A 24,557-nucleotide genomic window follows, 5' to 3' on the forward strand; every position below is an offset into this window, starting at 1 on the left:
GGGGCGCATACGGACGTCCCGCCACCGGACGGTCAGCGCCGTTCCCTGCGGCGGGCGCGCCGGTCGGCGACGAGCGCGGCGACGCCGCCCGTGACGGCGAGGGCGACGGGCAGCGGCGCGGGGAGGCCGGGGGCGTCGACGACGAGCCTGCCGACCCCGGCGGCGAGGAGTTCCAGGGCGAAGCCGGCGAAGAGTCCGGCGATGAAGCCCAGCAGGACCGCGCCGACCGCTCTCATCCGACCCCCTTGTCGTCCTCATGCCCGATGATGGCGAAGGCGGGGCGTGCGGGAAACCCGCGGGAGGCGGGACCGCGCGTACGCCTCGCGCGTTAAGCGGGTGGCCGTTCCTACATCTCCGGTCGTACGCCGGGGTCGAGCGGGAGGGTCGCGCGGACGCGGTAGCCGCCGCCTTCGGCGGGTCCCGCCTCGAAGGTCCCGCCGAGCGCTTCGGCGCGCTCGCGCATGCCGCCCAGGCCGCTGCCCGACCCGTCGCCGTCGCCGTCGCCGTTGGGGTGGCCGTCGTCGGCGATCTCCACGCGCACGTCGGTGCCGGTGTAGCGGACGCGGACGGTGGCGGTGGCGGCGTCGGAGTGCCGGGTGACGTTGGTGAGGGCCTCCTGGACGATCCGGTACACGGCCAGGTCGGTCTCGGGCGGCAGGGGACGCGGTTCGCCCTCCGTCTCGGTCCGCACGGCGGGCCCGGCCGCGGTGGTGCGACGGGCGAGTTCGCCGAGGCGGTCGACGCCGGGCGCGGGGGCGGTCGGCGCCTCCTCGTCGACCTGGCGGAGCACGCCGAGGGTGGTGCGCAGTTCGCGCAGCGTCTCCTTGCTGGCGCGTTTGATCGCCTCCAGCGCGGCCTCGTTGCCGTGCGGGTCGCCGGCGTGCAGCGCGGCGGTGGCCTGGACGTTGATCAGCGAGATGTTGTGGCCGAGGACGTCGTGCAGTTCGCGGGCGATGCGCAGCCGCTCCTCGGTGGCGCGGCGCCGGGCCTCCTCCTCGCGGCCGCGTTCGGCGGCGAGGGCGCGCCGGTCGGCCTCGCGCAGGTAGGCGCGGCGGTTGTGGACGACCCCGCCGATGGCGACGACCGCGACGATCCAGCCGGCCAGCAGCCACACCGCGGCGTCCTCGAGGTGGTTGACGTCGCTGCCGGCCTCGCCGTACACGACGACCGCCATCGCGATCGCGGCGACGGTCACCGCCGCCCGGACGCGGCCCAGAGAGGCGGCGTTGTAGAGCGCCACCACGAACACGATCATGATCGGGCCGTCCGGCTCGGTCAGCGGGTAGTACAGCAGGCACGCGACCAGGGCGGTCGCCAGGACGGCGGTGGGGTGGCGGCGCCGCCAGTACAGCGCGGCGCAGGCGATCACGATCAGCGCCCAGCCGAGTCCGGGGACGGGCGCGCGGCCGTCGCTCCGCAGGTCCGCCCAGACCGTCGGGACGAGGACGGCCCCCAGGAGCGCCAGGGCCAGGAGCGCGTCGGCGGTCCGGCCGCGCGGCCGGGTCGGTGATCGCACCGTTCCATCCTGCCAGCACCGCCGCCGTCATGACTCTGCGATGAGATGTAGTACATGTGCTATCTTCGATCGCAGAGATACTTCAGAGAGGAGTAGGGTCATGACAGCTCCGGCCCTCAGGATCCGCGGCCTGCGGATGCGGTACGACCGCACCGAGGTGCTGCGCGGCGAGCCCGGCCACTGATCGTCCACGGGAGACTGTGCCGGTGTCCACGGACAAAGAACTCGTCCACAACCGGATCGCCGTACTGCGGGCCGAGCGCGGGGTCTCGCGCCGCGACCTGGCGACGGCGCTGGGCGTCCACTACCAGACGATCGGCTACCTGGAGCGCGGCGAGTACAGCCCCAGCCTGCACCTGGCCCTGCGCATCGCCGCGTACTTCGAGGTGCCGGTGGAGATCGTCTTCTCGCTCGAACCCTTCCCCCGGCTCGGCAGCGCCTGAGCCCCCACCGAGAAAGAACGGGAGTCGACCATGAAACCGCGCAACAAGCGCGAGGAGCGGTTGCTCGAACTGACGCAGGAGCGCCCGAAGCGCTGGTCCGCGGGCCGCGCCGGGCGGCGCCGCGCCGTCCTGCTGTGCGCGGGGCTGCTGGGGCTGCTGTGGGTGAACGCCGGGGTGTCCTACGCGCTGGCGCCCAGCGACGCCGCGATGTTCACCTGCTTCGCGATCATCGCGGTGGTCGTGGTCGCCGCGAGCGTGCTGTTCCGGGCGCTGATCGTGGGCACCCGCGGCACCATCGGGCTGCCCGAGCACCTGCTGGACGAGCGGCAGCGCGGCGAGCGGCTGCGGGCGCACGCGCTCTCGCACCGGCTGACCCTCATCCTGCTCTTCGTCGTCTACTTCGCGGTGCCGGCCGCGGTGGGCTCGGACGACTCGATCAGCCGGATCCCGAGCGCGGCCGTGTTCCTGCTGTTCGCGGCGCTGCTGGCCACGGTCGCCGTCATGCCGACCCTCGTCATCGCCTGGCGGGTGCCGGAGCCGCCCGGCGACGGCGAGGACGGCGAAGACGACGCGCACGACAACGACGGGCACGACGCGTACGGCAAGCGGGCCTGACGCCTACCGCAGGTCGCCGTTGGTCATGCCGTGCGGCGCGGGCGGCAGCGCGATCAGCCCCATCTCCGCACGGCCAGCCAGCAGCCGGTGCCGCGGCACCACCCGCACGCTGTACCCGAACGCGCCGCTGCGGGTCAGCGGCACCTCGCCGACGTAGCGCAGCCCGCCGCCGTCGACCGGGTCGCCGCCCGCCAGCTCCAGGTACGCCGGGTCGATCAGCGCGTCGGACTCGTCCACCCGCCCGTACACCGCCTCCACGGCGGCGTCGGACGGGTCGAGCCCGCCCAGGTCGACGACCACCCGGATCGAGAGCCGGGCGCCGACGTGCGGGCTGTCCTCCCCGCTCGACTCGACGTGCTCGACGCCCACGCCCGGCCACGCCTTGAGGACCCGCTGCTTCCACGCGGCCAGCGCGCGGGCCCCGGCGTACCCGTCGGCGGCCATCGCCCGCGCCGACCGGGCCGCCGGGGTGTAGTAGCCCTCGACGTAGTCGCGCAGCATGCGGGTGGCCAGGACCCGGGGGCCGAGGGTGGCGATGGTGTGCTTGACCATCTCCAGCCAGCGGCGCGGCAGCCCGGCCGAGTCGCGGTCGTAGAACGTCACCGCGACGTGGTCCTCGATCAGCTCGTACATCGCGGCGGCCTCGAGCGCGTCGCGGCGGTCGGGGGCGGCCAGGCCGTCGGCGGACGGGATCGCCCAGCCGTTCTGGCCGTCGTACCACTCGTCCCACCAGCCGTCGCGGACCGACAGGTTGAGCGCGCCGTTCAGCGCGGCCTTCATCCCGGAGGTGCCGCACGCCTCCAGCGGGCGCAGCGGGTTGTTCATCCACACGTCGCAGCCCTGGACGAGCGCGCGGCCCAGCGCCATGTCGTAGTCGGGCAGGAACACGATCCGGTGCCGCACGTCCTCGTCGTCGGCGAACCGGACGATCTCCTGGATGAGCCGCTTGCCGCCCTCGTCGGCCGGGTGCGCCTTGCCCGCGATGACGATCTGCACCGGCCGCACCGGGTCGAGCAGCAGCTCCCGCAGCCGTTCGGGGTCGCGCAGCATCAGGGTGAGCCGCTTGTAGGACGGCACCCGCCGGGCGAACCCGATGGTCAGGACGTCGGGGTCGAGCGCGTCGTCGATCCAGGCGATCTCGGCCTCGCTGGCGCCGCGCTGCCGCCACGACTCGCGCAGCCGGCGCCGGGCGTCGTGCACCAGCCGCTCGCGCAGCACGCGGCGGACCCGCCAGATCTCCCCGGCCGGGACGACGCGGACGCCGTCCCAGCCGCGCCCGCTCTCCACCACGGCGGGCACCTCGCGGGCGGCCAGGTCGAGGATCTCCCGGGCCACCCACGTTCCGGCGTGCACGCCGTTGGTGACCGACCCGACCGGGACCTCGGAGGTGTCGAAACCGGGCCACAGGCCGCCGAACATCTCGCGGCTGACCCGGCCGTGCAGCTCGCTGACGCCGTTGACGCGCTGGGCGAGCCGCATGCCCATGACGGCCATGTTGAACACGGTGCGGTCGCCGTCGGGGTAGCTCTCGGCGCCCAGCTCCAGCACCCGGTGGACGGGGACGTCGGGCGTCTCGTTCACGCCGCCGAAGTAGCGCTGGACCAGCTCGCGCGGGAACCGGTCGATGCCGGCGGGCACGGGCGTGTGGGTGGTGAAGACGGTGCCGGCGCGGACCGCCTCCAGCGCCTCGTCGAAGGTGAGCCCGGCCTCCGAGACCAGCTCGCGGATGCGTTCCAGGCCCAGGAACCCGGCGTGGCCCTCGTTGGTGTGGAACACCTCGGGGGCGGGATGGCCGCTGATCTCGCAGTAGGCGCGGATGGCGCGGACGCCGCCGATGCCCAGCAGCATCTCCTGGAGCAGCCGGTGGTCGCCGCCGCCGCCGTACAGCCGGTCGGTGATGTCGCGGTTGGCCTGGTCGTTCTCCTCGACGTCGGAGTCGAGGAGGAGCTGCGGCACCCGGCCGACCCGGGCCAGCCACACCTGCGCGTGCAGGTCGCGTCCTTGGGGCAGCCCGATGGTGACGTGGACGGGGGCGCCGGACGCGTCGCGCAGCAGCCGCAGCGGCAGCCCGTTGGGGTCGATCGCCGGGTAGTGCTCCAGCTGCCAGCCGTCCGGCGACAGCGATTGGGAGAAGTACCCGTGCCGGTACAGCAGCCCGACGGCGATGATCGGCACGCCCAGGTCGCTGGCGGTCTTGAGATGGTCGCCGGCCAGGATGCCGAGGCCGCCGGAGTACTGCGGCAGCGCGGCGGTGATCCCGTACTCGGGCGAGAAGTAGGCGATGGCGCGCGGCGGCGCGTCCTCGCCGGATCCGGCGAGGCCCTGGTACCAGCGCGGGGCGGTCAGGTAGTCGTTGAGGTCGTCGGAGGCGTCCTGGAGGCGGCGCAGGAAGCGGCGGTCCTCGGACAGCGCCGCCAGCCGGTCGGCCGGGACCTCGCCCAGCAGCCGTACCGGGTCGTGGCCCACGGCCTCCCACAGGGCCGGGTCCACCGACCGGAAGAGGTCGAGCGTCTCGTGGTGCCACGACCAGCGCAGGTTGAGGATCAGCTCCTCCAGGCCGCGCAGCGGCTCCGGCAGGACGGTGCGCACGGTGAATCGTCGAATGGCCTTCACGTACCGTCACGCTAGACAAGACCCGCCGTTGATCGCGAGCCCGCGGGACGAGAGCGTCACCTCCGGGTCCGTTCTTCGCCAAGACCTCCCCAGCGGAGCAACCCCCGCGCCGCGACCGCGCCGACGGCCACGCCGAAGGAGTCGCAGGCCCGGTCGCCGGGGTCGCGCAGCCGCGGCACGGGCGCGGCATGGATCGCGGTGAGCATTCGATCGGTTGCGCAAAGTTATCGCAAGCTACAGGGCGGTAAAGGCGGAATCGCGGGCATGGACGTTTTGAAATCGACGACCGGGTAGGGGATGGCGCATGCAGGGAAGGTCCGGGACGTCCTCGGCGGCCTCCGCGCGACAGGCCGCGACACGGCCGACCGGGCCGCCCCGCGCGCCCGAGACACCGCAGCAGCCTGGAACGCCCGAGGCGTCCGGCGCTCCCGAGCCGGAGCTGGGCCGCATCCCGATCCTGGACGTCGAGCCCCGGGTGGGCGGCGGCCGGTGGCCGGCCAAGGCGGTGGTCGGCGAGACGTTCGAGATCTCCGCGACCGTGTTCCGCGAGGGCCACGAGATGCTCGGCGCCGAGATCGTCCTGCGCGCCCCCGACGGCACCGTGCGCCCGCCGGTGCGGATGACCGACGTGGCGCCCGGCCTGGACCGGCTGGCCGCCCCGGCCACGCCGACCGAGACCGGGCTGTGGCACTTCCGGGTCGAGGCGTGGGGCGACCCGGTCGCGCACTGGCGGCACGACGCGGAGATCAAGGTGCCGCGCGGCCAGGACGTGGAGCTGATGCTCGCCGAGGGGTCGCTGCTGTACGCCCGCGCCGCCGAGGGGCTGCCCGCCGTCCACCGGCAGACGTTCGTCCGGCTGGCCGCCCTGCTCGCCGACGGGACCGTCTCCCCGGACGAGCGGATGGAGGCCGCCCGCCACCCCGACGTCCGCGACCTCGAATGGCGCTACCCGCTGCGCGACCTGCTCACCGTCTCCGCGTGGGCGCCGCTGGTCGTGCACCGCGAGCGGGCGCTGATCGGGTCGTGGTACGAGTTCTTCCCGCGTTCGGAGGGCGCCTCGTACGACCCGATGGGCCGCCGCGGCCCGGCGTCGGGCACCTTCGGAACCGCGATGAAGCGGCTCCCCGCGATCGCCGAGATGGGCTTCGACGTGGTGTACCTGCCGCCGATCCACCCGATCGGCCGCACGTTCCGCAAGGGCCCCAACAACACGCTGGAGGCCGGGCCGTACGATCCGGGCTCGCCCTGGGCGATCGGCTCGGAGGACGGCGGCCACGACGCGATCCACCCCGACCTGGGCACCCTGGAGGACTTCGGGGCGTTCGTGTCCTACGCCGGCGACCTCGGCATGGAGGTCGCGCTCGACCTGGCCCTCCAGTGCTCGCCCGACCACCCGTGGGTGACCGAGCACCCCGAGTGGTTCACCACGCGCGCGGACGGGACGATCGCGTACGCGGAGAACCCGCCCAAGAAGTACCAGGACATCTACCCCCTGAACTTCGACAACGACCCCGAGGGGATCTACCGCGAGGTGCTGCGGGTGGTGCGGCACTGGATGGACCAGGGGGTGCGGATCTTCCGGGTGGACAACCCGCACACCAAGCCGGTCCCGTTCTGGGAGCGGCTGCTGGCGGAGGTCGCCCGGACCGATCCCGACGTGCTGTTCCTGGCCGAGGCGTTCACCCGGCCCGCGATGATGCACACCCTCGCCAAGATCGGGTTCCACCAGTCCTACACCTACTTCACCTGGAAGAACTCGCGCGAGGAGCTGGAGGACTACTTCCGGGAGCTGGCGGGCGGCGCGGCCGCGTACATGCGGCCCAACGTCTTCGTCAACACCCCCGACATCCTCAACGAGTACCTGGTGCACGGGGGGCGCGCCGCGTACGAGATCAGGGCGGTGCTGGCCGCGCTGCTCTCCCCCACCTGGGGCGTCTACTCCGGATACGAGCTGATCGAGAACGTCCCCGTGCGTCCCGGCAGCGAGGAGTACCGCGACTCGGAGAAGTACCAGTACAGGCCGCGGGACTGGGAGGACGCCGAGCGGGAGGGGCGCAGCGTCGCGCCGCTGATCACCCGGCTGAACGACTTCCGGCGGGCGCATCCGGCGCTGCACGGGCTGCGCGGCCTGCGCTTCCACCACCCCGACCAGCCCGAGATCATCGCGTTCTCGAAGACGCACGGCGTCGGGAACGACGCGGCCGGCGGCGCCGCGGGCATGTCCGTGCACACCGTGGGGGCCTCGGGGGAGGCCGCTCCCCTGAGCGGGTTCGACGACGTGGTGCTGGCCGTGGTCAACCTCAACCCCCACCAGGTCCGCGAGGCCACCGTCCACCTGGACCTGCCGGCGCTGGGCCTGCCGGGCGACCGGGACGACGTCGCGTTCGACGTGGTCGACGAGTTGTCCGGCGAGACCTACCGCTGGGGGCGGTCCAACTACGTGCGCCTCGATCCGCATGTCCGGCCGGCCCACATCTTCACGCTCCGGAGAGACGAGAGTTGAGCGACGCGAGCATTCCCCCTCCGCCGGGGGCGGTCCCCGTCGAAGAGCCGATCACGGAGGTCCCGCCCGACGCGTTCGACAGCACGCCGTTCGAGCCCGTGCCGGACGCCTTCGACCCCGAGGTGCCGCGCGATCCGCACTGGTTCAAGACCGCGGTGTTCTACGAGGTGTCGGTGCGGGGGTTCGCCGACTCCAACGGGGACGGGTACGGCGACCTGCGCGGGCTGATCCAGCGGCTGGACCATCTGCAGTGGCTGGGCGTCGACTGCCTGTGGCTGCTGCCGATCTACCGGTCGCCGCTGAAGGACGGCGGCTACGACATCGCCGACTTCACCAAGATCCTGCCCGACTTCGGGGAGCTGGGCGACTTCGTGGAGCTGATCGAGGAGGCGCACGCCCGCGGCATCCGGGTGATCGCCGACCTGGTCATGAACCACACCAGCGACCAGCACCCGTGGTTCCAGGCGTCCCGGAACGATCCGGACGGCCCGTTCGGCGACTTCTACGTGTGGTCGGACACCGACGAGCCGTACCCCGACGCCCGGATCATCTTCGTCGACACCGAGACCTCCAACTGGACCTACGACCCGGTGCGGGGGCAGTACTTCTGGCACCGGTTCTTCTCCCACCAGCCCGACCTGAACTTCGACAACCCCGCGGTGCAGGACGCGATGCTGGAGGTGCTGCGGTTCTGGCTGGACCTGGGCATCGACGGGTTCCGGCTGGACGCGGTGCCGTACCTGTTCGAGCGGGAGGGCACCAACTGCGAGAACCTCCCCGAGACGCACGCCTACCTCAAGCGGGTCCGGTCCGAGGTGGACCGGCTCTACCCCGACCGGGTGCTGCTGGCCGAGGCGAACCAGTGGCCGGCCGACGTGGTGGAGTACTTCGGCGATCCGGCGGCGGGCGGCGACGAGTGCCACATGGCGTTCCACTTCCCGGTGATGCCGCGGATCTTCATGGCGGTGCGGCGGGAGCAGCGCTACCCCATCTCGGAGATCATGACGCAGACGCCGAAGATCCCCGAGAGCTGCCAGTGGGGGATCTTCCTGCGCAACCACGACGAGCTGACGCTCGAGATGGTCACCGACGAAGAGCGCGACTACATGTACGCCGAGTACGCCAAGGATCCCCGGATGAAGGCCAACATCGGGATCCGGCGGCGGCTGGCGCCGCTGCTCGAGAACGACCGCAACCAGCTGGAGCTGTTCACGGCGCTGCTGCTGTCGCTGCCCGGCTCGCCCGTCCTGTACTACGGCGACGAGATCGGCATGGGCGACAACATCTGGCTGGGCGACCGGGACGCGGTGCGCACGCCGATGCAGTGGACCCCGGACCGGAACGCGGGGTTCTCGCAGTGCGACCCGGCCCGGCTCTACCTGCCGGTGATCATGGATCCGATCTACGGGTACCAGGCCGTCAACGTGGAGGCGCAGCGCAACAACCCCGGCTCGCTGCTGCACTGGACCCGGAAGATGATCGAGATCCGGCAGCGGCACCCGGTGTTCGGGGTGGGGTCGTACGTGGAGCTGACCGCGTCCAACCCCAGCGTGCTGGCGTTCGTCCGGGAGATCGGCGAGGGCGAGTCCAACCACTGGGGCGGCATGGACACGGTGCTGTGCGTGAACAACCTGTCCCGCTTCCCGCAGCCGGTGGAGCTGGACCTGCGCCGGTTCCAGGGGTCGGCGCCGGTCGAGTGCATGGGCGGGGTGCGGTTCCCGCCGATCGGGGAGCTGCCGTACCTGCTGACGCTGCCCGGCCACGGTTTCTACTGGTTCCTGCTCCCGCCGCCGCCCGAGCCGCCCGATCCGGGATCCGGCGCCGGGGACCGGGGACCGGAGACGAGGTGATGACGCGATGCGGCCGCTGGACCGTGCCCTGACCGGAGCCCTCGCCCACTGGCTGCCGCGGCAGCGGTGGTTCGCCGGCAAGGACCGGCCGATCGGCGAGGTGACGATCAGTTCCGACACCGAGCTGCCGGTGGCCGCGGGGGACGTCCCCGGCGGCCCGCACGACGCCCCCGGCGCGCACGGCGCGCGCGACGCCCACCGGGCGCACGACGCGTACGGCGCGCACGGCGGCGAGGGCGGTCCCGTCCCGTCGTCGGTGCGGCACGTGGTCGTCGACGTCCGGCAGGGCGCGGACGTCGACCGGTACCAGCTGCTGGTGGGCCGCCGCGACGAGCTGCCCGAACGGCTGCGTCCGGGAGAGATCGGCGAGGACCCCGAGGGCGGGCACCTGTACGACGCCGTCCACGACCCCGGCCTGACCCGCGTGCTGCTGGACGGCATCGCCGCGGAGACCCGGGCGGGCGCGCTGCGGTTCCACCGGGCGCCGGGCGTGGAGATCGAGACCGGGCTGACCGCCGTGCCGGGCTCGGCCGAGCAGAGCAACACCTCGCTGGTCTTCGGTGAGTCCTACATGTGCAAGCTGTTCCGCCGGCTGTCCCCGGGCGTCAACCCGGACCTGGAGGTCAACCTCGCGCTGACCCGGGCGGGCTGCGAGCACGTCGCCGGGGTGCGCGGCTGGATCGAGATGGAGCCGGACGGCGGTGGCGAGCCGATCACGCTGGCGCTGATGTCGGAGTACCTGCGGACCGCGACCGACGGCTGGCAGCTGGCGATCACCAGCGTGCGGGACTGGCTGGCCCATCCCGGCCCGGACGGGCACGGGCGGTATCCGGGCGGCGGGCCCGGCTCGGGCGGGTTCCCCGACCCGACCGGCCGGTCCGCGGCGGGCCTGGGCCGGCACGGCGAGGTGATCTGGGAGAACGGCCGGGCCGCGGCCCCCGAGGAGCACGAGCAGCCCGCCGAGCTGGACGCGGGCGGCGCGGGCGGCGACTTCGCGGCCGAGGCCGAGCGGCTGGGCGCCGCCACCGCCGCCGTGCACCGCGACCTGGCGGTGGCGTTCGGGGTGACGACGGCGCCGGCCGCGCAGGTGCGCGAGCTGGCCCGCGGGATGCACCGCCAGCTCGACGAGGTCAGCGCCGCGGTGCCCGAGCTGGCCCCGCACGCCGGGCCGATCGGCCGGGCGTTCGACGAGCTCGCCGCGCGGGCCGCCGACATCCCGCTGCAGCGCGTGCACGGCGACTACCACCTCGGGCAGGTGATGCGCAGCGAGACGGGCTGGGTGCTGCTGGACTTCGAGGGCGAGCCGGCCCGCTCCCCCGAGGAGCGCCGCGCGATGGCGCATCCGCTGCGGGACGTGGCCGGGATGCTGCGCTCGTTCGAGTACGCGGCGCGCTTCCTGCCCGCCGGCGACGCCAGCCTGTCGCCCGAGGCGGCGCGCGGGCTGGAGCTGCGCGCCAGGGCCTGGGCCGACCGCAACCGGGAGGCGTTCTGCCGCGGCTACGCGGAGGCGGGCGGGGCCGATCCGGCGGCGAACGCGGTGCTGATCCGCGCGCTGGAGCTGGACAAGGCCGTGTACGAGATCCGGTACGAGGCGCGGAACCGGCCCTCGTGGCTGCCCGTGCCGCTGAGGTCGCTGGAGCACATCACCGCCGGCGCGGGCTGAGGCCGGCCGTCCGGGACGGCCCGGCGGACCGCCGGGCCCCGCGACCACGGGGTCGCCGCGGGACCCGGACGAATGACGTCCGCGCGCTACCCGTTCCCGTACCCGCAAAGACGCGGCGGCGTTTTACGGCAATCTCCAGGATCACCCGACTCCCCCGCATTGCGTTATCACCGCGCGGTCGACAATGCCGTCCCGCGGCGCACCGGAAACCTCCCTTTCCTCCGGTAAGGATAAGTACCGCCGACGGCCGCGTTGATCAATTCCCGATTTCCGATCTTGGTCCTTGACCAGTGAAGACGCCGCCTCCGACCTGCGGCTGACCGGAAGCGGCCAGGGGTTCACCATTAACAAATTCGTGATTTCCCGCGTCCCCCGCCGCGCAATGCGTGACGATGCCCTTACCTGCCGGAGCGGTACAGGGTGCGTAGGACCGCCTGCGCCGGGAGTGCTTCGCGAGTTCCTCCAAACATGATGGGCGCACCCGACATCTCAACCGGGAAAGACGCCGACACATACGGGGAATCCCATGCAATCTCCTGACTCTTCCGTGCGCGAGTCCCACGCGCACGCGGAGGGCGCGCCGAGGGCGGCCCGCCTCGGACGCGCCCCGGACCGGTCCCCCGCGCACCGCACCGCCCGCCGCTGGCCCACGGTCACCGCGGTCGTGCCGACCCTCAACGAGGCCGACAACCTCCGCTGGCTCCTGCCGCGGCTCGCCGCCGTGGACGAGATCGTGATCGTGGACGGGCAGTCCACCGACGGGACGGTCGAGTTCGTGCTGTCGGTCCGGCCGGACGCACGGATCATCGTCGAGCCGCCCACCGGGAAGGGCAGCGCCATGCGGACGGGGATGGCCGCGGCGAGCTCCGAGATGATCATCATGCTGGACGCCGACGGCAGCATGGACCCCGCCGAGTTCGACGCGTTCCTGGCGCTGCTGTGCCGCGGCTACGACTTCGTGAAGGGCACCCGGTACGGCTGCGGGGGCGGCTCGGACGACCTGACCGGCCTGCGGCGGCTGGGCAACTCCGCCCTGACCGCGCTGGCCAACGCGCTGTACCGGCAGCACTGGTCGGACCTGTGCTACGGCTACGTCGCGATGCGCCGGGACGCGGTGGAGCGGCTGCGGCTGGAGTCCACCGGCTTCGAGATCGAGACCGAGATGTGCGTCAACGCCGTCCGGGCCGGGCTGCGGATCGCCGAGGTGGTCAGCCACGAGACCGAGCGCCGGCACGGGGAGTCCAACCTCAACACCTGGCGGGACGGCTGGCGGGTGCTCAAGACGATGGTCCGGCTGCGCTTCCGGGGCGCGCTGGAGCCGCTGCCAGGCGACGGCGCCCCCGCCCCCGCCGAGCCGTCCCCGTCCCCGGCTCCGGGCCCGGCCGGACTGCGGCCGGCGGCCGGCGGCCCTCAGCCGCACCGCCACCGAGTGACCGGGACGGCATCACCGTGAAGGTCACCGTGGTGCGCCCGCGCGACCTCGGCCCGGCCGAGATCGGGCGCTGGCGCGAGCTGCAGCTCACCGACCCCGAACTGGGCAACCCGTTCCTGGCGCCCGAGTTCGCCCTGGGGGTCGGCCGGTTCCGGGACGGCGCCCGGATCGCCGTGGTCGAGGACGGCCCGCAGGTCGTGGCGTTCTTCCCCTACGAGCGCGGCCCGGCCGGCATCGGCCACCCGGTCGGGTCCGGCCTCACCGACCTCCAGGGGATCGTCGCCCCGCCCGGCCTGCGCCTGGACGCCCGCGCCCTGCTGCGCGCCTGCGGGCTCGGCGTCTGGGACTTCGACCACCTGCTGGCGCACCAGGCGCTGTTCGCGCCGTACCACGCGGCGCGGCGGGTCGAGCCGGTGATGGACCTGGGCGCCGGGTTCGCGGCGTTCGAGGGGGAGATGCGGCGGGCCGCGCCCAAGACCCACCGGACCCTCCGCTACAAGGAGCGCAAGCTCGGCCGCGAGGTCGGCGAGGTGCGGTACGTGTTCGCCTCCGCCGACCCCGCCGACCTGCGCCGGCTGATGGAGTGGAAGTCCGCGCAGTACACCCGGACGGGCCGCGCCGACCGGTTCGCCCGGCCCTGGATCGTGCGGCTGGTGCGGCACTTCCACGAGACCGGCTTCGGGGTGCTCAGCGTGCTGTGGGCCGGGGAGGAACCGGTGTCGGCGCACTTCGGCCTGCGCGGCGGCACGGTCATGGCGGGCTGGTTCCCCGCCTACGACGTCCGCTTCGGCAGGTACTCCCCCGGCATGCTCGGCCATCTGCGGCTGGCCCGCGGCTGCGCGGAGGCCGGCGTCGCCGAGATCGCGATGGGCCGCGGCGGCAAGGAGTTCAAGGAGTGCTTCAAGGGCCGCGAGATCCCCATCGCCGAGGGCCGGGTCGCCCGCCGCACCGCGGGCGCGGGCCTGCACTGGGTGCGCGCCGCGCCGCTCGGCCGGGCGCGCGGCGCCGTGCTGGACCACCCGGCGCTCTACCGGCGCGCCGACCGCGTCCTGAAGACCTGCGCCAGGCTGAGGGGGCGGACGCGATGACCGTGCCCGGCCCCCGCTTCTCGGTCGTCGTCTGCGCCTACACCGACCGGCGCTGGGACGATGTGCACGCCGCGGTCGCGTCCGTGCGCGCGCAGCGGCACGCGCCCGAGGAGATCATCCTGGTCGTCGACCACAATCCGGACCTGCGCGACCGGCTCAGGCGCTCGCTGCGCGACGTCGCGGTCGTGCCGAACGCCGGGGCGCGCGGCCTGTCGGGCGGCAAGAACACCGGCGTCGCGGCCGCCCGCGGCGACGTGGTGGCCTTCCTCGACGACGACGCGGTGGCCGCGCCGGGCTGGCTCGCCGCGTTCGCCCGGCACTACGCCGACCCGCGGACCGCGGGCGTCGGCGGCCTGACGCTGCCGCTGTGGCCGGGCTCGACGCCGCCGGCCGGGCCGGCCTCGTCCGCGGAGCCGGATCCGGAGCCGGCCGGGCGGCGCCCGCGCTGGTTCCCCGAGGAGTTCGACTGGACGGTCGGGTGCACCTACCGCGGCCTGGTCCCCGGTCCGGTGCGGAACCTGATGGGCGGCAACGCCTCGTTCCGCAGCGAGGCGTTCCCGATCGCCGGCGGCTTCGACAGCGGCATCGGCCGCACCTTCAGCGGGCGGCCCCTGGGCTGCGAGGAGACCGAGTTCTGCATCCGGCTGCGCCAGCGCAGCCCCGGGTCCGAGCTGGTGTACGACGACGGCGCCGTCATCTGGCACCGCGTCCCGGCCGAGCGCGCCCGGTTCGCCTACTTCCGCGAACGCTGCTACGCCGAGGGCCTGTCCAAGGCCCTGGTCACCCGGAGCGTGGGCAGCCAGGACGGCCTGGCCAGCGAGCGCGCCCACGTCCTCAGGACGCTGCCCCTGGGCGCGCTGCACGGCGTCGGCGACGCCCTCCGCGGCGACCCGGCCGGCCTCGGCCGCGCCTCCGCCATCTCCGTCGGGCTGGCCTGGACGGCGTGGGGGTACGCCATGGGCCGCTTCGGGGGCGCGTGACCGTGCGCTCCGTGCCCGTGCTCATGTACCACTCGATCGCCGACCGGCCGCCGCGCGCGACCGCCGGGCTCGCGGTGCGTCCCGCCGCGTTCGCCGACCAGATGGCGCTGCTGGCGGACGAGGGCTTCACGCCCGTCCCGTTCTCGGCGCTGGCGGGGGGCGCGGCCGGGGTCCGGCGCCCGATCGCCCTCACCTTCGACGACGGCTACGCCGACTTCCACGCGGCGGCGCTGCCCGTCCTGGAGCGGCACGGCTTCGCGGCGACCGTGTTCGTCACCACCGGCTGGCTGGCCGACGCCGGACCGGACGCGGCCGGCCGCCCGCCGACCGCGATGATGGCGTGGTCGCAGGTGCGGGAGTCGGCGGCGTCCGGGATCGAGATCGGCGCCCACAGCCACGGCCACCCGCAGCTCGACCAGCTCCCGGACCCGGCGCTCGCCGACGAGCTGACCCGCAGCCGCGGCCTCCTGGAGGATCGGCTCGGCACGGCCGTCACCACGATGGCCTACCCGTACGGCTACTCCAGCGCGCGGGTGCGGCGCGCGGTCCGCGCCGCCGGGTACGACAGCGCCTGCGCCGTCGCCAACCGCCTCGCGCCCCTTCCCCCCGCGGCGGACGGCACGCTGACCGTCCCCCGGCTGACCGTCCGCGCCTCGACCACGCTCGCCACGTTCGCCCGGATCGCCGGCGGGCGGCGCATCCCCCTGATCTTCCTCCGGGACCGGGCGCTGACGAAGGGGTACGCCGCCGTCCGGCGGACCCGCCACGGGCTGCGGCGGGTGAGCCGCCATGGCTGATCTGGCCGTCGCCGGGCGGCTGCGCCGCGAGCTGTCCGACCCGCTGTTCCGCAACGCCTACGCGCTGGTCGCCAACGGCGGGCTCACCGGGCTGCTGGGGCTGGCGTACTGGGGCCTGGGCGCCGCGCTGTACGCCCCCGAGGCCATGGGCCGCGACTGGGCCGTGATCCAGGCGATCATGTTCGTGGGCGGCGTGACGATGCTCAACTTCCTGCTCATCCGGTTCGTCCCGCAGACCGCCCGGCGCACCCGCGCGCTGGTGCTGGCCTGCTACGCCGCCGGCGCGGCCGCGGCGGCCCTGCTCGCCCTCGGCTTCCTGCTCACCCTGGACCTGTGGGGCGAGTCGTTCGCCCACCTCGGCGGCTGGCGGACCGGGCTGTGGTTCCTGGCCATGGCGGTGGCGTGGAACCTGTGGAACCAGCAGGAGGGCGTGTTCACCGGGCTGCGGCACGCCGGCTGGGTCCCGGTCGTGAACGCGGCCTTCGGCGTGGCCAAGCTGCTGCTGCTGGTCGCGCTGGCGACGGCGTTCCCCTCCGGCGGGGTGACGCTGTCGTGGTTCGTGCCCGCCATCGCGATGCTCGTCCCGGTCGGCCTGCTCGTCTTCGGGCGGCTGATCCCCGAGCACAGCCGCCGCAACCTCGGCCGCGGCGCCCGCCCCACCCGCCGCGACATCGCCCGGTACGCCGGGGGCGCCTACCTGGGCGGCGCGTTCCAGTACGCCTCGGTCAGCCTGGTCCCGGTCGTGGTGGCCGCGCACCTCGACCCGGCCGCCAACGCCTACTTCCAGATGGCCTGGGCGCTGGGCATCATGCTCGACCTGCTCGCCCTCACCCTGTCGACGTCGCTGACCGTCGAGGGGTCCTTCGACCGGGAACGGCTCGCCGGGTCCGCGGCGGCCGCGCTGCGCCGCACGCTCACCCTGATGACCCCGGCCGTCCTGCTCGTGGTGGCGGCGGCACCGCTCGGGCTGCGCCTCTTCGGCCACGAGTACGCCGAACGGGGCGCGCCGCTGCTGCAGACGCTGGCACTGGCCGCGCTGCCCAAGGCGATCATCGAGCTGTACATCGGGGTGCTGCGGGTGGAGAGCCGCACCCGGCTGATCGCCGCGCTGCAGGCGGTCCGGTTCCTCGGGGTGCTGGCGCTGGTGCCGGTGGTGATCGACCCGGACCGGCTGGCCACCACCGGCCTGGCCATCGTCGGCGTGAACACCATCGTCGCGGCGCTCGTGCTGCCCGGCCTGCTGAGCGCGACCCGGGACGGGCCATGAACGTGACGGCACTCCCGGCGCGCCGGGAAGCCCCGGCCGCTCCCCCGTCACCCCCGGGCACCCCGCGCCTCCTCCTGGCCGCCCTGATCACGTCCCTGCTGACCGGCGCCGCGCTGTTCTGGCTGCCGCTGCGCGGCGTGGACCTGGAGGAGCTGACCGGCCACGGCCTCATCGGCGTCCTGCCCGCCGCCACCCTCGCCGGCGCCGCCGTGATCGTGCTGACCTTCATGGCCACGCTCGCGCTCCGCACGCCCCACCGGCCGCTCCTCGCCGCCCAGATCGGCGTGCTGATCATCTCGCTGCACGGCGTCACGCCGGCGCTGGAGCCGATCGCCCGCTTCCCCACCGCCTGGCAGACCGCCGGGTTCATCGAGTACGTCTCCCGCACCGGGACCGTCGCCTGGGACCTGGACGCCCGCTTCTCCACCCCCGGCTTCTTCGCCTTCGTCTCCTTCGTCATGAAGGCGGCCGGGCAGCACGACATCGAGCCGGTGCTGCGCTGGGCGCCCCCCGTCACCAACCTGATGTACCTGGTGCCGTACGCGCTGATCCTGCGGGCGCTGCGGGCGTCCTGGCGGGCCAAGTGGTTCGCGGCCTGGCTGTTCATCGCGGCCAACTGGGTCGGGCAGGACTACCTGTCCCCGCAGGCGTTCGCGTACCTGCTCTACCTGTACTTCGTCGCGATCCTGGTCAACTGGTTCCGCCACCGCGAGTGGACCCCGCGGCGGAGGGGCCGCCGCCGTACCGTCCGGCGTCCCAAGGACCCCGGGGAGCTGCCCGCGCCCGCCGTCCCGGCCCGGGAACGCTCGATCCTGTTCGTCCTGCTGTTCCTCCTCCTGCTGGCCGGGACCGCCGCGCACCAGCTCACCCCGTTCCTGATGACGGCCGCGTGCGCCGGGCTGGTGCTGGTGCGCCGCTGCGAGCTGCGCGGCCTGCCGTTCATCGCCGGCGTCGTGTACGCGGCGTGGATCAGCTTCATGACGGTCGGCCACTGGTCGAGCCGCAAGGAGGAGATCTTCGGCGGCCTCGGCAAGGTGTTCACCAACGTGCAGCAGAGCACCGGCGGCCGGCTCGGCGACGCGGCCGGCGAGACCCGCGACATCCAGCTGCTGCGGATCCTCATCGCCGTGACCGTGGTGGTACTGGCACTGGCCGGGCTGCTGCGGCGCCGCGCCCGGGGCATCGACGACCGGGTCGCGCCGGTGCTGATGCTGGTGCCGTTCTCCTCGTTCGGGCTGCAGAACTACGGCGGCGAGATCGCGCTGCGGATCTACTTCTTCATGCTGCCCGCCGCCTGCCTGCTGATCGCCTACCTGTTCTTCCCGGCGCCGCGCGCCGGCACCCGCCGCCACTGGCCGACGGTGGCGCTCGCCTCCGCGTTCGCCCTCCTGCTGACCGGAGGCTTCCTCACCGTCCGGTACGGCAACGAGCGCTACGAGCAGGTCCGCCAGAGCGACGTGACCGCCTTCGACGTGATGCTGCGCGAGCACCAGGGCGCGATCGGCGTGGTCTGGCTGAGCGCCGAGGACCCCGACCTGGTCGGCGGGACGCCGGTGATGCCGTGGTCGTACCGCGGCTGGGAACGGTTCACCTACACCCCCGTCATCGCCGACCGGGACGACCCCGCCGACGTCTCGCGGATCCTCCGGCGCCTCGGCGAGCAGGGACCCGGCGGCTTCTTCGTCACCACCCGCGGCCACGAGGACTTCCAGGTGCTGACCGCGGGCCTGGCCCCCGACTACGGCCCCCGGATGCGGCGCGCGCTGGCGTCCCACCCGGCGATCCGCACGGTCTTCGCCGACCGCGACGCCGCCGTCTTCCGACTGCGGAACCCGCCACCGGAACCGGTGGCCCAGGTGCCGCCCCCGGCGGGCCTCGGCCTGCGCTCCTCCCCCTGGACCCCGGCCGGGCTCGTCTACCTGCCGGTCCTGCTGGGCGTGCTGCTGACCCGCGAGCTGCGCCGCCTGCGCGTCCCGCCCGGCGGGCAGGCCCGCCTGCGGCCGCTGACCGTCCTGGCGGTCCCGCTGTTCGTCAGCGTGGTCGCGGTCATCGTGGAGAGGTTCGTGGTGATCCGGTGACCCTCCTGCTGCTGGCCCTGCTCTTCGTCGCGCCGGGCGCGGCCTTCTGGACCCTGGTACGGAACCTGGACCCGATCGGCCGCCTGGTGGCCGCCGCCGCCGCGAGCATCGTCACGGTCGCCTGCACGGCCCAGCTCATGCTGATGACCGGCACCTGGTCGCCCCGCGCCGGCCTGGCCGCCGTCCTCCTCATCAGCACCCTGGTCGCCGTCCCCCGCCTCCCGCTCAGAGATCGATCGCGAAGTCGAGGACCACGCGGTCGGCGGGGATGACGATGTCGCGGCACACCTCCAGGACGCGGGGGCCCGACAGGAGCCGGCGGGTGATGGTGAGGACGGGGACGCCGGCGCCCATCCGCAGGGTCTCGGACTCCTCCGGGGTGGGCATCCGCGAGGTCACCGACTCCTCGACCCGGGTCGGGGGGTGGCCGAGGAAGCGGAGCTGGGCGAGGGTGCCGCCGGGCCAGGGCTCGTTGGCGGGGTCGGCGACGGGGGTGTCGCCGACCACGTCCCACGGCAGGTAGTTGACGGAGATCTGCTGAGGTTCGCCGCGAGCGTAGAAGACGAAGCGGCGGCGGAGCATCTCGGTGCCGGGGGCGAGTTCGAAGAGTTCGGCGAGGGGGGCGTCGGCGGTGGTCCGGGTGAACTCCCGGTCGAGGCGGTACTCGTTCCAGGAGATCCGCTGGTCGTGGGTGAACGTGGTCGCGGGCACGGCCATCGGCCGGGTCACGCTGCGGTAGCGGTCCATGGCGACGCGGCGTACCGGGGGCGCCACCTTCACGATCGTCCCGCCGCCGCGGCGGGTCTCGACCAGGCCCTCGCCGCGCAGCAGGGCGATCGCCTGGCGCACGACGATCTCCGAGACCCCGTGCTCGGCGCGCAGGTCGGCCATGGTGGGCAGGCGCGCCCCCTGCGGGTAGCGGCCGTCCCTGATCCGGGCCCGCAGCTGGTCGGCAATACGGAGGTAGGCCGGACGGTCCGGCACCGGCATCACCTTCTCTCGTCCCCCGGCCCACCGTTCCCCCCGGATCGATGAGCCGTTCGATCCCGGCCCGTCGCCCCCCGCCCTGCATCCTTCCCTTCGCTAACCCCAGGGGGACGGTCCGCTTACGGACAGCTTGACACCTCTTTGACCGAGTAAGACTTTTGTATACGGAAGAACCGCCTCGGGGAAAGGACGACCTTGATGGGCGACTTCGAGGATCTGAAGACGGCCATCGAGAGGGAGTTCCCGGGGTGGCTGGTGTGGCGGAGCGACGCGGGCCGCTGGTACGCCACGCGCAGTGGCGATCTCACCGACGCCCAGTTGCAGGCGGGCTACGCGATGACGGTCGCGGCCGATGACGCGGCGGGGCTGCGCGAGCTGCTGCGTGATCAGGCCCGGCGCGACGACGAGGAGCGGTGAGGGCCCGTGGCGGGCGGGGGGCGGCGGCGCCGTTCCGCGGGCGCCGGCGGGCGGCCGGGGAGGCCGTGCGGCCCGGTCCGCGCACGGGGGCGGACCGGGCCGGGACGGCGCGGGGCGCAAGATACCTGTGTCGCTGAGGTGACACAGGAGTGGAGGCTTGGTCGGCGTGGTCGATGTCACCACGGGGGCCAGAAGAGCGTGACCGCACGGATGGCACATCGGCGCGACCCCTACGTGAAGAGTCGTGCCATCCGTGCGGTCGCGGCCGGCGCCCGCGCCATTTCGCGATCACACATTCCGATCACGCTTTTCACGAGGCCGTCTCACATCGTCGCGGGTTGTGTTCTCCTCGTTCCGGTCGCAGGGCGCCGGCGGTCGCGCCGGAAGTAAGGCAGATGTCACGACAACGTGGTGCGGAACGGCGAACTCCGGCCGTGCCCACCACGTTCTAAGGAAGGTGCCGGGCGAGTCCCCGGCGCTTTTGCCCGTTCCTTTCTGGGGGCCCCCTTGGACGTGCAATCAAGGACGCGCGACAGCCGTCCCGCGCTGTTCCGCACCCGGCAGGGCCGGCACGGCCGCCCGCCCCGGAGGCGCCTTTTCCTGGTCGCGCTCGCGGCCGCGCTCGCGGGGGTGGCGACGTCCGCGATCGTCCTGGGGGTGACGGGGTGGCGGCCCGGCGGGGGCGCGGGCGGCACGGTGGAGGCGCCCGCCTCGCCCGCCGCCCGGGTCGGGGCCGGGGCCGGGGCCGACTGGCCCGCGTGGGGCTTCACCCACACGCAGAACTCGGTCGACCACGAGCAGGGCCCGCGGCGGGCCCTCGCCGACCTGTCCGCGGGCCCGGTCGTGCAGGTCACGCCCATCATGGGATGGGGGGTGGACAACCCGCGGCCGCGGCCGGGCGAGTACGACTGGGCGTCGCTGGACCGGCGGATCCAGACGATCGAGGCGACCAAGGGCGTTCCGGTCATCACGCTGTGCTGCGCGCCCGACTGGATGAAGGGCGGGCCGCCCGGCGACACCGACTGGAGCCGGCTGGAACTGGCCGTCGAGCCGAGGTACTTCGACGCGTTCGCGGAGCTGTCGGCGGAGATCGCGAAACGCTATCCCCAGGTGAAGTACTACACCGTATGGAACGAGTTCAAGGGTTTCTGGTATCCGCCCGGAAATCGCTGGGATTATGAGGGTTACACCCGGCTCTACAACAAGGTTTACGACGCCCTGAAGAAGGTCGACGGGGACATCCGCGTCGGCGGCCCCTACATGGTCATGAACAGCAACGCCCCCGGCGGCCGGTACGGTCCGCCTTCGGAGTTGAAGGGCGCGTGGGGCAGTATGGACCAGCGCAATCTGGACGCCGTCGAATACTGGATGCGGCACAAGAGGGGCGCCGATTTCATCGCGGTCGACGGGCACAGCCAGCCCGTCCAGCGCGAGATCGTCCTGAACGACTTCCAGGCGCTGACGAAGTTCTCCGACGTGACCCGGTGGCTGCGCGCGCTCGACCCGGACCTGCCGGTGTGGTGGGCCGAGTGGTACGTCGAGCCGGTGCCGTCGAACTGGACGGCCGGGCGCCGCGCCGCCGTCCACACCGCGGCGATGATGGAGTTCGTGCGGGGCGGCGCGGCCAGCGCGTTCTACTGGAGCCCGCAGACGACCACGACCGGCGACTGCCCCGGCTGCCTGTGGTCGGGCCCGGCGAAGGGCGGCGGGGCCACGCCGACGCTGGCGATGCTGCAGAACTTCGCCCTCTGGTTCCCGCCCGGCACCGCGCTGGTGGAGGTGAAGGCGTCCGACCCGGCGGTGCGGGTGCTGGCGCAGCGGGAGCGGATGGTCGTGGTGAACGGCTCGGCCAAGGCCGTCCGGCCGCTGGTCGACGGCAAAGCGCTGGAGCTGCGCCCCTACGAGGTCAGGTGGGTGGCGCGGTGACGGCGCCGGCGCGGCGGGTCACCGGCATCGACCTGGTGGGCATGGAGTTCTGGGACCGGCCGCCGGAGCGGCGGCTGGCCGACTTCGCGCGGCTGCGGGAGCTGGGGCGGCCGGTGTACTTCCCCGAGCCGCGGGTGCCGCTCGTCCGGTCGGGCCGGGGCTTCCACGCGCTGGTGCGGCACGCCGACGTGGTCGAGGCGAGCCGGAACGCGGCGGTGTTCTCCAGCGAGCCGGCGGCGACGTCGCCGGAGCCGCCGCCGTGGCTGCCGGCGCTGTTCGGCACCCCGATGGTCAACATGGACGATCCCGCGCACGCCCGGCTGCGGCGCATCGTGTTCCGCGCGTTCACACCGAAAATGCTGGCCCGGATCGAGGAGGACGTGCGGGCGACCGCGGCGCGGATCGTCGACGACGTGCTCGCCGAGGGGCCGCGGGACTTCGTGGAGCAGGTCGCGGCGCGGCTGCCGATCAACGTGATCTGCGCGATGATGGGCGTCCCGGAGCGGACCCGCCCGTACGTGCTGGGCCGGATCGACGCGATGACCGCGTACTCGGGGGTGCGCGGGTCGCCGGCGAGCCCGCGCACGCTGCGGCTGCTGTACGGCAACCTGCGGGCCATCGTCGACCTGCACCGGCTGGTGGCCCGGCTGGGCCGGGCCCGCCGCGAGAACCCGGCAGGCGATCTGGTGTCGGCGCTGGTCAACGCCAATCCCGACGGCGAGCGGCTGTCGGTGAAGGAGCTGGGGTCGTTCTTCGACCTGCTGCTGGTGGCGGGCAACGAGACCACGCGGAACGCGCTGTCGCACGGGCTGCGGCTGTTCACCGAGCATCCCGGGCAGCGGGAGCTGCTGACGGCCGGCGACCTGGCCGCCTACGACGGGCGGATCGGCGGGGCGATCGAGGAGATCGTCCGGTACGCCTCGCCGATCATCCAGTTCCGGCGGACGCTCACGCGGGACCACGAGCTGGGCGGGCACCCGTTCCGGGCGGGCGACAAGGTGGTGCTGTTCTACCCGGCGGCCAACCGCGACCCGGAGGTCTTCGCCGATCCCGACTCCTTCGACATCACCCGCTCGCCCAATCCGCACGTCGGTTTCGGCGGTCCGGGCCCGCACCTGTGCCTGGGCGCGAACCTGGCCCGGATGGAGCTGAGGATCATGTTCCGGGAGCTGTACGGGCGGCTGCCGGGGCTGCGGGCGGACGGCGGGCCCGAGTACCTGCGCTCCAGCTTCGACAACGGCATCACCCGGCTGCCGTTCACGTTCGCGAGGTGATCGCGGTGCACGTCGCGGTGACGCGTCCCGGCGAACTCGGCCCGGCCGAGCTGGCGGCCTGGCGCGCGCTGCAGGACGGGCGGCCCGAGCTCGCCAACCCGTTCCTGTCGGCGGGCTACGCGGTCGCGGTCGACCACGTGATCGCGGGCGCTCGGGTGGCGGTGCTGAGCGAGCGGGCGGGCGGCGACATCGTCGGGTTCCTGCCCTACGAGCTGCACGGCCGGGTTTCGGCGGGGGCGATCGGCGGGTGGCTGTCGCTCGGCCAGGGCCTGGTGCACGCGCCGGGACTGGAGCTGGACGCGCGCGAGCTGCTGCGCTCGTGCGGGCTGTCGGCCTACGCGTTCGGGACGCTGGCGCCCGGCCAGCCGTGGTTCGCGCCGTACGCGACCAAGCGGCTCGACTCGGCGGTGATGGACCTGACCGGCGGCTTCGACGCGTTCGCCGGGTCGCTGCGCGCCAGGGGGTCCAAGGTCGTCAGGCAGACCCGCTACAAGGAGCGGAAGCTGGGCCGCGAGGCGGGTGAGGTGTCGTTCGCGTTCGACGTGCGCGACGACGCGTCGCTGGCGCTCGTCCAGTCGTGGAAGTCGGCCCAGTACCGGGCGATGGGCCGCGCCGACCGGTTCTCCCGGCCCTGGGTGGTGCGGCTGGTGGAGCGGCTGCACGGCACCCACGACGACGGCTTCGCCGGGGTGCTGTCCATGCTGTACGCCGCCGGCAGGCCGGTCGCGGGCCATTTCGGGCTGCGCAGCGACCACACCCTGGTGACGTGGTTCCCGGTGTACGACCCCGAGTTCGCCAAGTACTCGCCCGGCCTCGTCCTGCACCTGCGCATGGCGGAGGAGGCCGCGGCGCTGGGCGTGCGGCACATCGACATGGGCCCGGCCGTCGGCTGGCGCTACAAGGAGGAGCTGCGGAACCACTCCATCACGGTGGCGGAGGGGGTGGTGCGGCGCCGTTCGCCGGGCGGGGCCGCGCACTGGCTCAGGCACGCCCCGGTCACCCGCGGCCGCGACCTCGTCCTCGGCAGCGAGCGGTTGTACGGCATGGCCGACCGGGCGATGCGGGGCTATGGCCGCTGGCGGTCGCGCGGCGGCTGAGACCCGTCCCG

At 73.6% G+C, this 24,557-nt stretch carries 20 protein-coding genes; 16 read left to right on the plus strand and 4 right to left on the minus strand.

Features of this window, described 5'->3' with window-relative positions:
• Positions 1-32: 32 nt before the first annotated feature.
• Together ACFPZN_RS14380 and ACFPZN_RS14385 are read right to left on the minus strand one after the other, a co-directional pair.
• Positions 33-236 (minus strand): hypothetical protein, encoded by a 204-nt coding sequence (locus ACFPZN_RS14380; RefSeq protein ID WP_378282429.1) that lies wholly within the window; start codon positions 234-236, stop codon positions 33-35.
• A gap of 110 nt (positions 237-346) precedes the next feature.
• The gene (locus ACFPZN_RS14385) at positions 347-1,516 is read right to left on the minus strand and encodes a sensor histidine kinase (RefSeq protein WP_378282430.1); all 1,170 of its coding nucleotides are present in this window, start codon (positions 1,514-1,516) and stop codon (positions 347-349) included.
• Between the two features lie 200 nt (positions 1,517-1,716).
• Here ACFPZN_RS14385 and ACFPZN_RS14390 point away from each other — a divergent pair, with 200 nt between their 5' ends.
• Complete coding sequence (locus tag ACFPZN_RS14390) at positions 1,717-1,959, plus strand: helix-turn-helix transcriptional regulator (RefSeq protein ID WP_378282431.1); 243 nt, start codon at positions 1,717-1,719, stop codon at positions 1,957-1,959.
• 30 nt (positions 1,960-1,989) lie between these two features.
• A complete protein-coding gene (locus tag ACFPZN_RS14395; protein WP_378282432.1) occupies positions 1,990-2,574 on the plus strand; it encodes a hypothetical protein in 585 nt (194 codons plus the stop codon).
• 3 nt (positions 2,575-2,577) lie between these two features.
• On the opposite strand, the gene glgP is transcribed toward ACFPZN_RS14395, so the two are convergent.
• A complete protein-coding gene (gene glgP, locus ACFPZN_RS14400; protein WP_378282433.1) occupies positions 2,578-5,187 on the minus strand; it encodes an alpha-glucan family phosphorylase in 2,610 nt (869 codons plus the stop codon).
• Between the two features lie 304 nt (positions 5,188-5,491).
• Between glgP and ACFPZN_RS14405 the strand changes: the two genes are divergently transcribed.
• From ACFPZN_RS14405 to ACFPZN_RS14450, 10 genes are all read left to right on the plus strand, one after another.
• A complete protein-coding gene (locus tag ACFPZN_RS14405) occupies positions 5,492-7,690 on the plus strand; it encodes an alpha-1,4-glucan--maltose-1-phosphate maltosyltransferase (protein WP_378282434.1) in 2,199 nt (732 codons plus the stop codon).
• A 50-nt stretch (positions 7,691-7,740) separates the two neighbouring features.
• The gene (gene treS, locus ACFPZN_RS14410; protein ID WP_378282524.1) at positions 7,741-9,540 is read left to right on the plus strand and encodes a maltose alpha-D-glucosyltransferase; all 1,800 of its coding nucleotides are present in this window, start codon (positions 7,741-7,743) and stop codon (positions 9,538-9,540) included.
• Positions 9,541-9,547: 7 nt separating this feature from the next.
• The gene (locus ACFPZN_RS14415; protein WP_378282435.1) at positions 9,548-11,203 is read left to right on the plus strand and encodes a maltokinase N-terminal cap-like domain-containing protein; all 1,656 of its coding nucleotides are present in this window, start codon (positions 9,548-9,550) and stop codon (positions 11,201-11,203) included.
• 547 nt (positions 11,204-11,750) lie between these two features.
• Positions 11,751-12,656, plus strand: coding sequence for a glycosyltransferase family 2 protein (locus tag ACFPZN_RS14420; protein WP_378282436.1), 906 nt, complete (start codon positions 11,751-11,753; stop codon positions 12,654-12,656).
• Positions 12,653-13,723 carry a GNAT family N-acetyltransferase gene (locus ACFPZN_RS14425; protein ID WP_378282437.1) on the plus strand — a complete coding sequence of 357 codons (1,071 nt, stop codon included), beginning with the start codon at positions 12,653-12,655 and terminating at the stop codon, positions 13,721-13,723. The genes ACFPZN_RS14420 and ACFPZN_RS14425 overlap by 4 nt, the downstream gene beginning before the upstream one ends.
• Positions 13,720-14,703 (plus strand): glycosyltransferase family 2 protein, encoded by a 984-nt coding sequence (locus ACFPZN_RS14430; RefSeq protein WP_378282438.1) that lies wholly within the window; start codon positions 13,720-13,722, stop codon positions 14,701-14,703. Before ACFPZN_RS14425 ends, ACFPZN_RS14430 begins: the two co-directional genes overlap by 4 nt.
• Positions 14,704-14,714: 11 nt before the next feature.
• Complete coding sequence (locus tag ACFPZN_RS14435) at positions 14,715-15,500, plus strand: polysaccharide deacetylase family protein (RefSeq protein ID WP_378282439.1); 786 nt, start codon at positions 14,715-14,717, stop codon at positions 15,498-15,500.
• Positions 15,493-16,767 (plus strand): hypothetical protein, encoded by a 1,275-nt coding sequence (locus tag ACFPZN_RS14440; RefSeq protein ID WP_378282440.1) that lies wholly within the window; start codon positions 15,493-15,495, stop codon positions 16,765-16,767. The genes ACFPZN_RS14435 and ACFPZN_RS14440 overlap by 8 nt, the downstream gene beginning before the upstream one ends.
• On the plus strand, positions 16,764-18,845 hold the full coding sequence (locus tag ACFPZN_RS14445; RefSeq protein WP_378282441.1) for a hypothetical protein: 2,082 nt from the start codon (positions 16,764-16,766) through the stop codon (positions 18,843-18,845). Before ACFPZN_RS14440 ends, ACFPZN_RS14445 begins: the two co-directional genes overlap by 4 nt.
• A complete protein-coding gene (locus ACFPZN_RS14450; RefSeq protein WP_378282442.1) occupies positions 18,842-19,117 on the plus strand; it encodes a hypothetical protein in 276 nt (91 codons plus the stop codon). Before ACFPZN_RS14445 ends, ACFPZN_RS14450 begins: the two co-directional genes overlap by 4 nt.
• Here ACFPZN_RS14450 and ACFPZN_RS14455 read toward each other — a convergent pair.
• Positions 19,071-19,835 (minus strand): GntR family transcriptional regulator, encoded by a 765-nt coding sequence (locus ACFPZN_RS14455; protein WP_378282443.1) that lies wholly within the window; start codon positions 19,833-19,835, stop codon positions 19,071-19,073. The two genes, ACFPZN_RS14450 and ACFPZN_RS14455, sit on opposite strands and share 47 nt — an antisense overlap.
• Positions 19,836-20,030: 195 nt before the next feature.
• Between ACFPZN_RS14455 and ACFPZN_RS14460 the strand changes: the two genes are divergently transcribed.
• From ACFPZN_RS14460 to ACFPZN_RS14475, 4 genes are all read left to right on the plus strand, one after another.
• Positions 20,031-20,249 carry a hypothetical protein gene (locus ACFPZN_RS14460; protein WP_378282444.1) on the plus strand — a complete coding sequence of 73 codons (219 nt, stop codon included), beginning with the start codon at positions 20,031-20,033 and terminating at the stop codon, positions 20,247-20,249.
• Between the two features lie 513 nt (positions 20,250-20,762).
• Complete coding sequence (locus ACFPZN_RS14465; RefSeq protein ID WP_378282525.1) at positions 20,763-22,175, plus strand: xylan 1,4-beta-xylosidase; 1,413 nt, start codon at positions 20,763-20,765, stop codon at positions 22,173-22,175.
• A gap of 41 nt (positions 22,176-22,216) precedes the next feature.
• Complete coding sequence (locus ACFPZN_RS14470; RefSeq protein WP_378282526.1) at positions 22,217-23,449, plus strand: cytochrome P450; 1,233 nt, start codon at positions 22,217-22,219, stop codon at positions 23,447-23,449.
• A complete protein-coding gene (locus tag ACFPZN_RS14475; RefSeq protein ID WP_378282445.1) occupies positions 23,446-24,546 on the plus strand; it encodes a GNAT family N-acetyltransferase in 1,101 nt (366 codons plus the stop codon). The genes ACFPZN_RS14470 and ACFPZN_RS14475 overlap by 4 nt, the downstream gene beginning before the upstream one ends.
• The last annotated feature ends 11 nt before the right edge of the window (positions 24,547-24,557 follow it).

The sequence above is a fragment of the Actinomadura rugatobispora genome (genome assembly GCF_042656285.1).
In the GTDB taxonomy this organism is placed as follows: domain Bacteria; phylum Actinomycetota; class Actinomycetes; order Streptosporangiales; family Streptosporangiaceae; genus Spirillospora; species Spirillospora rugatobispora.

What these genes read in the sequence shown, in the direction of transcription:
- ACFPZN_RS14380 (WP_378282429.1), bottom strand. Translation starts at nt 236, where the DNA reads ATGAGAGCGGTCGGCGCGGTCCTGCTGGGCTTCATCGCCGGACTCTTC.
- ACFPZN_RS14395 (WP_378282432.1), top strand. Translation starts at nt 1,990, where the DNA reads ATGAAACCGCGCAACAAGCGCGAGGAGCGGTTGCTCGAACTGACGCAG.
- ACFPZN_RS14405 (WP_378282434.1), top strand. Translation starts at nt 5,492, where the DNA reads ATGCAGGGAAGGTCCGGGACGTCCTCGGCGGCCTCCGCGCGACAGGCC.
- ACFPZN_RS14415 (WP_378282435.1), top strand. Translation starts at nt 9,548, where the DNA reads ATGCGGCCGCTGGACCGTGCCCTGACCGGAGCCCTCGCCCACTGGCTG.
- ACFPZN_RS14430 (WP_378282438.1), top strand. Translation starts at nt 13,720, where the DNA reads ATGACCGTGCCCGGCCCCCGCTTCTCGGTCGTCGTCTGCGCCTACACC.
- ACFPZN_RS14440 (WP_378282440.1), top strand. Translation starts at nt 15,493, where the DNA reads ATGGCTGATCTGGCCGTCGCCGGGCGGCTGCGCCGCGAGCTGTCCGAC.
- ACFPZN_RS14445 (WP_378282441.1), top strand. Translation starts at nt 16,764, where the DNA reads ATGAACGTGACGGCACTCCCGGCGCGCCGGGAAGCCCCGGCCGCTCCC.
- ACFPZN_RS14455 (WP_378282443.1), bottom strand. Translation starts at nt 19,835, where the DNA reads ATGCCGGTGCCGGACCGTCCGGCCTACCTCCGTATTGCCGACCAGCTG.
- ACFPZN_RS14460 (WP_378282444.1), top strand. Translation starts at nt 20,031, where the DNA reads ATGGGCGACTTCGAGGATCTGAAGACGGCCATCGAGAGGGAGTTCCCG.
- ACFPZN_RS14470 (WP_378282526.1), top strand. Translation starts at nt 22,217, where the DNA reads ATGGAGTTCTGGGACCGGCCGCCGGAGCGGCGGCTGGCCGACTTCGCG.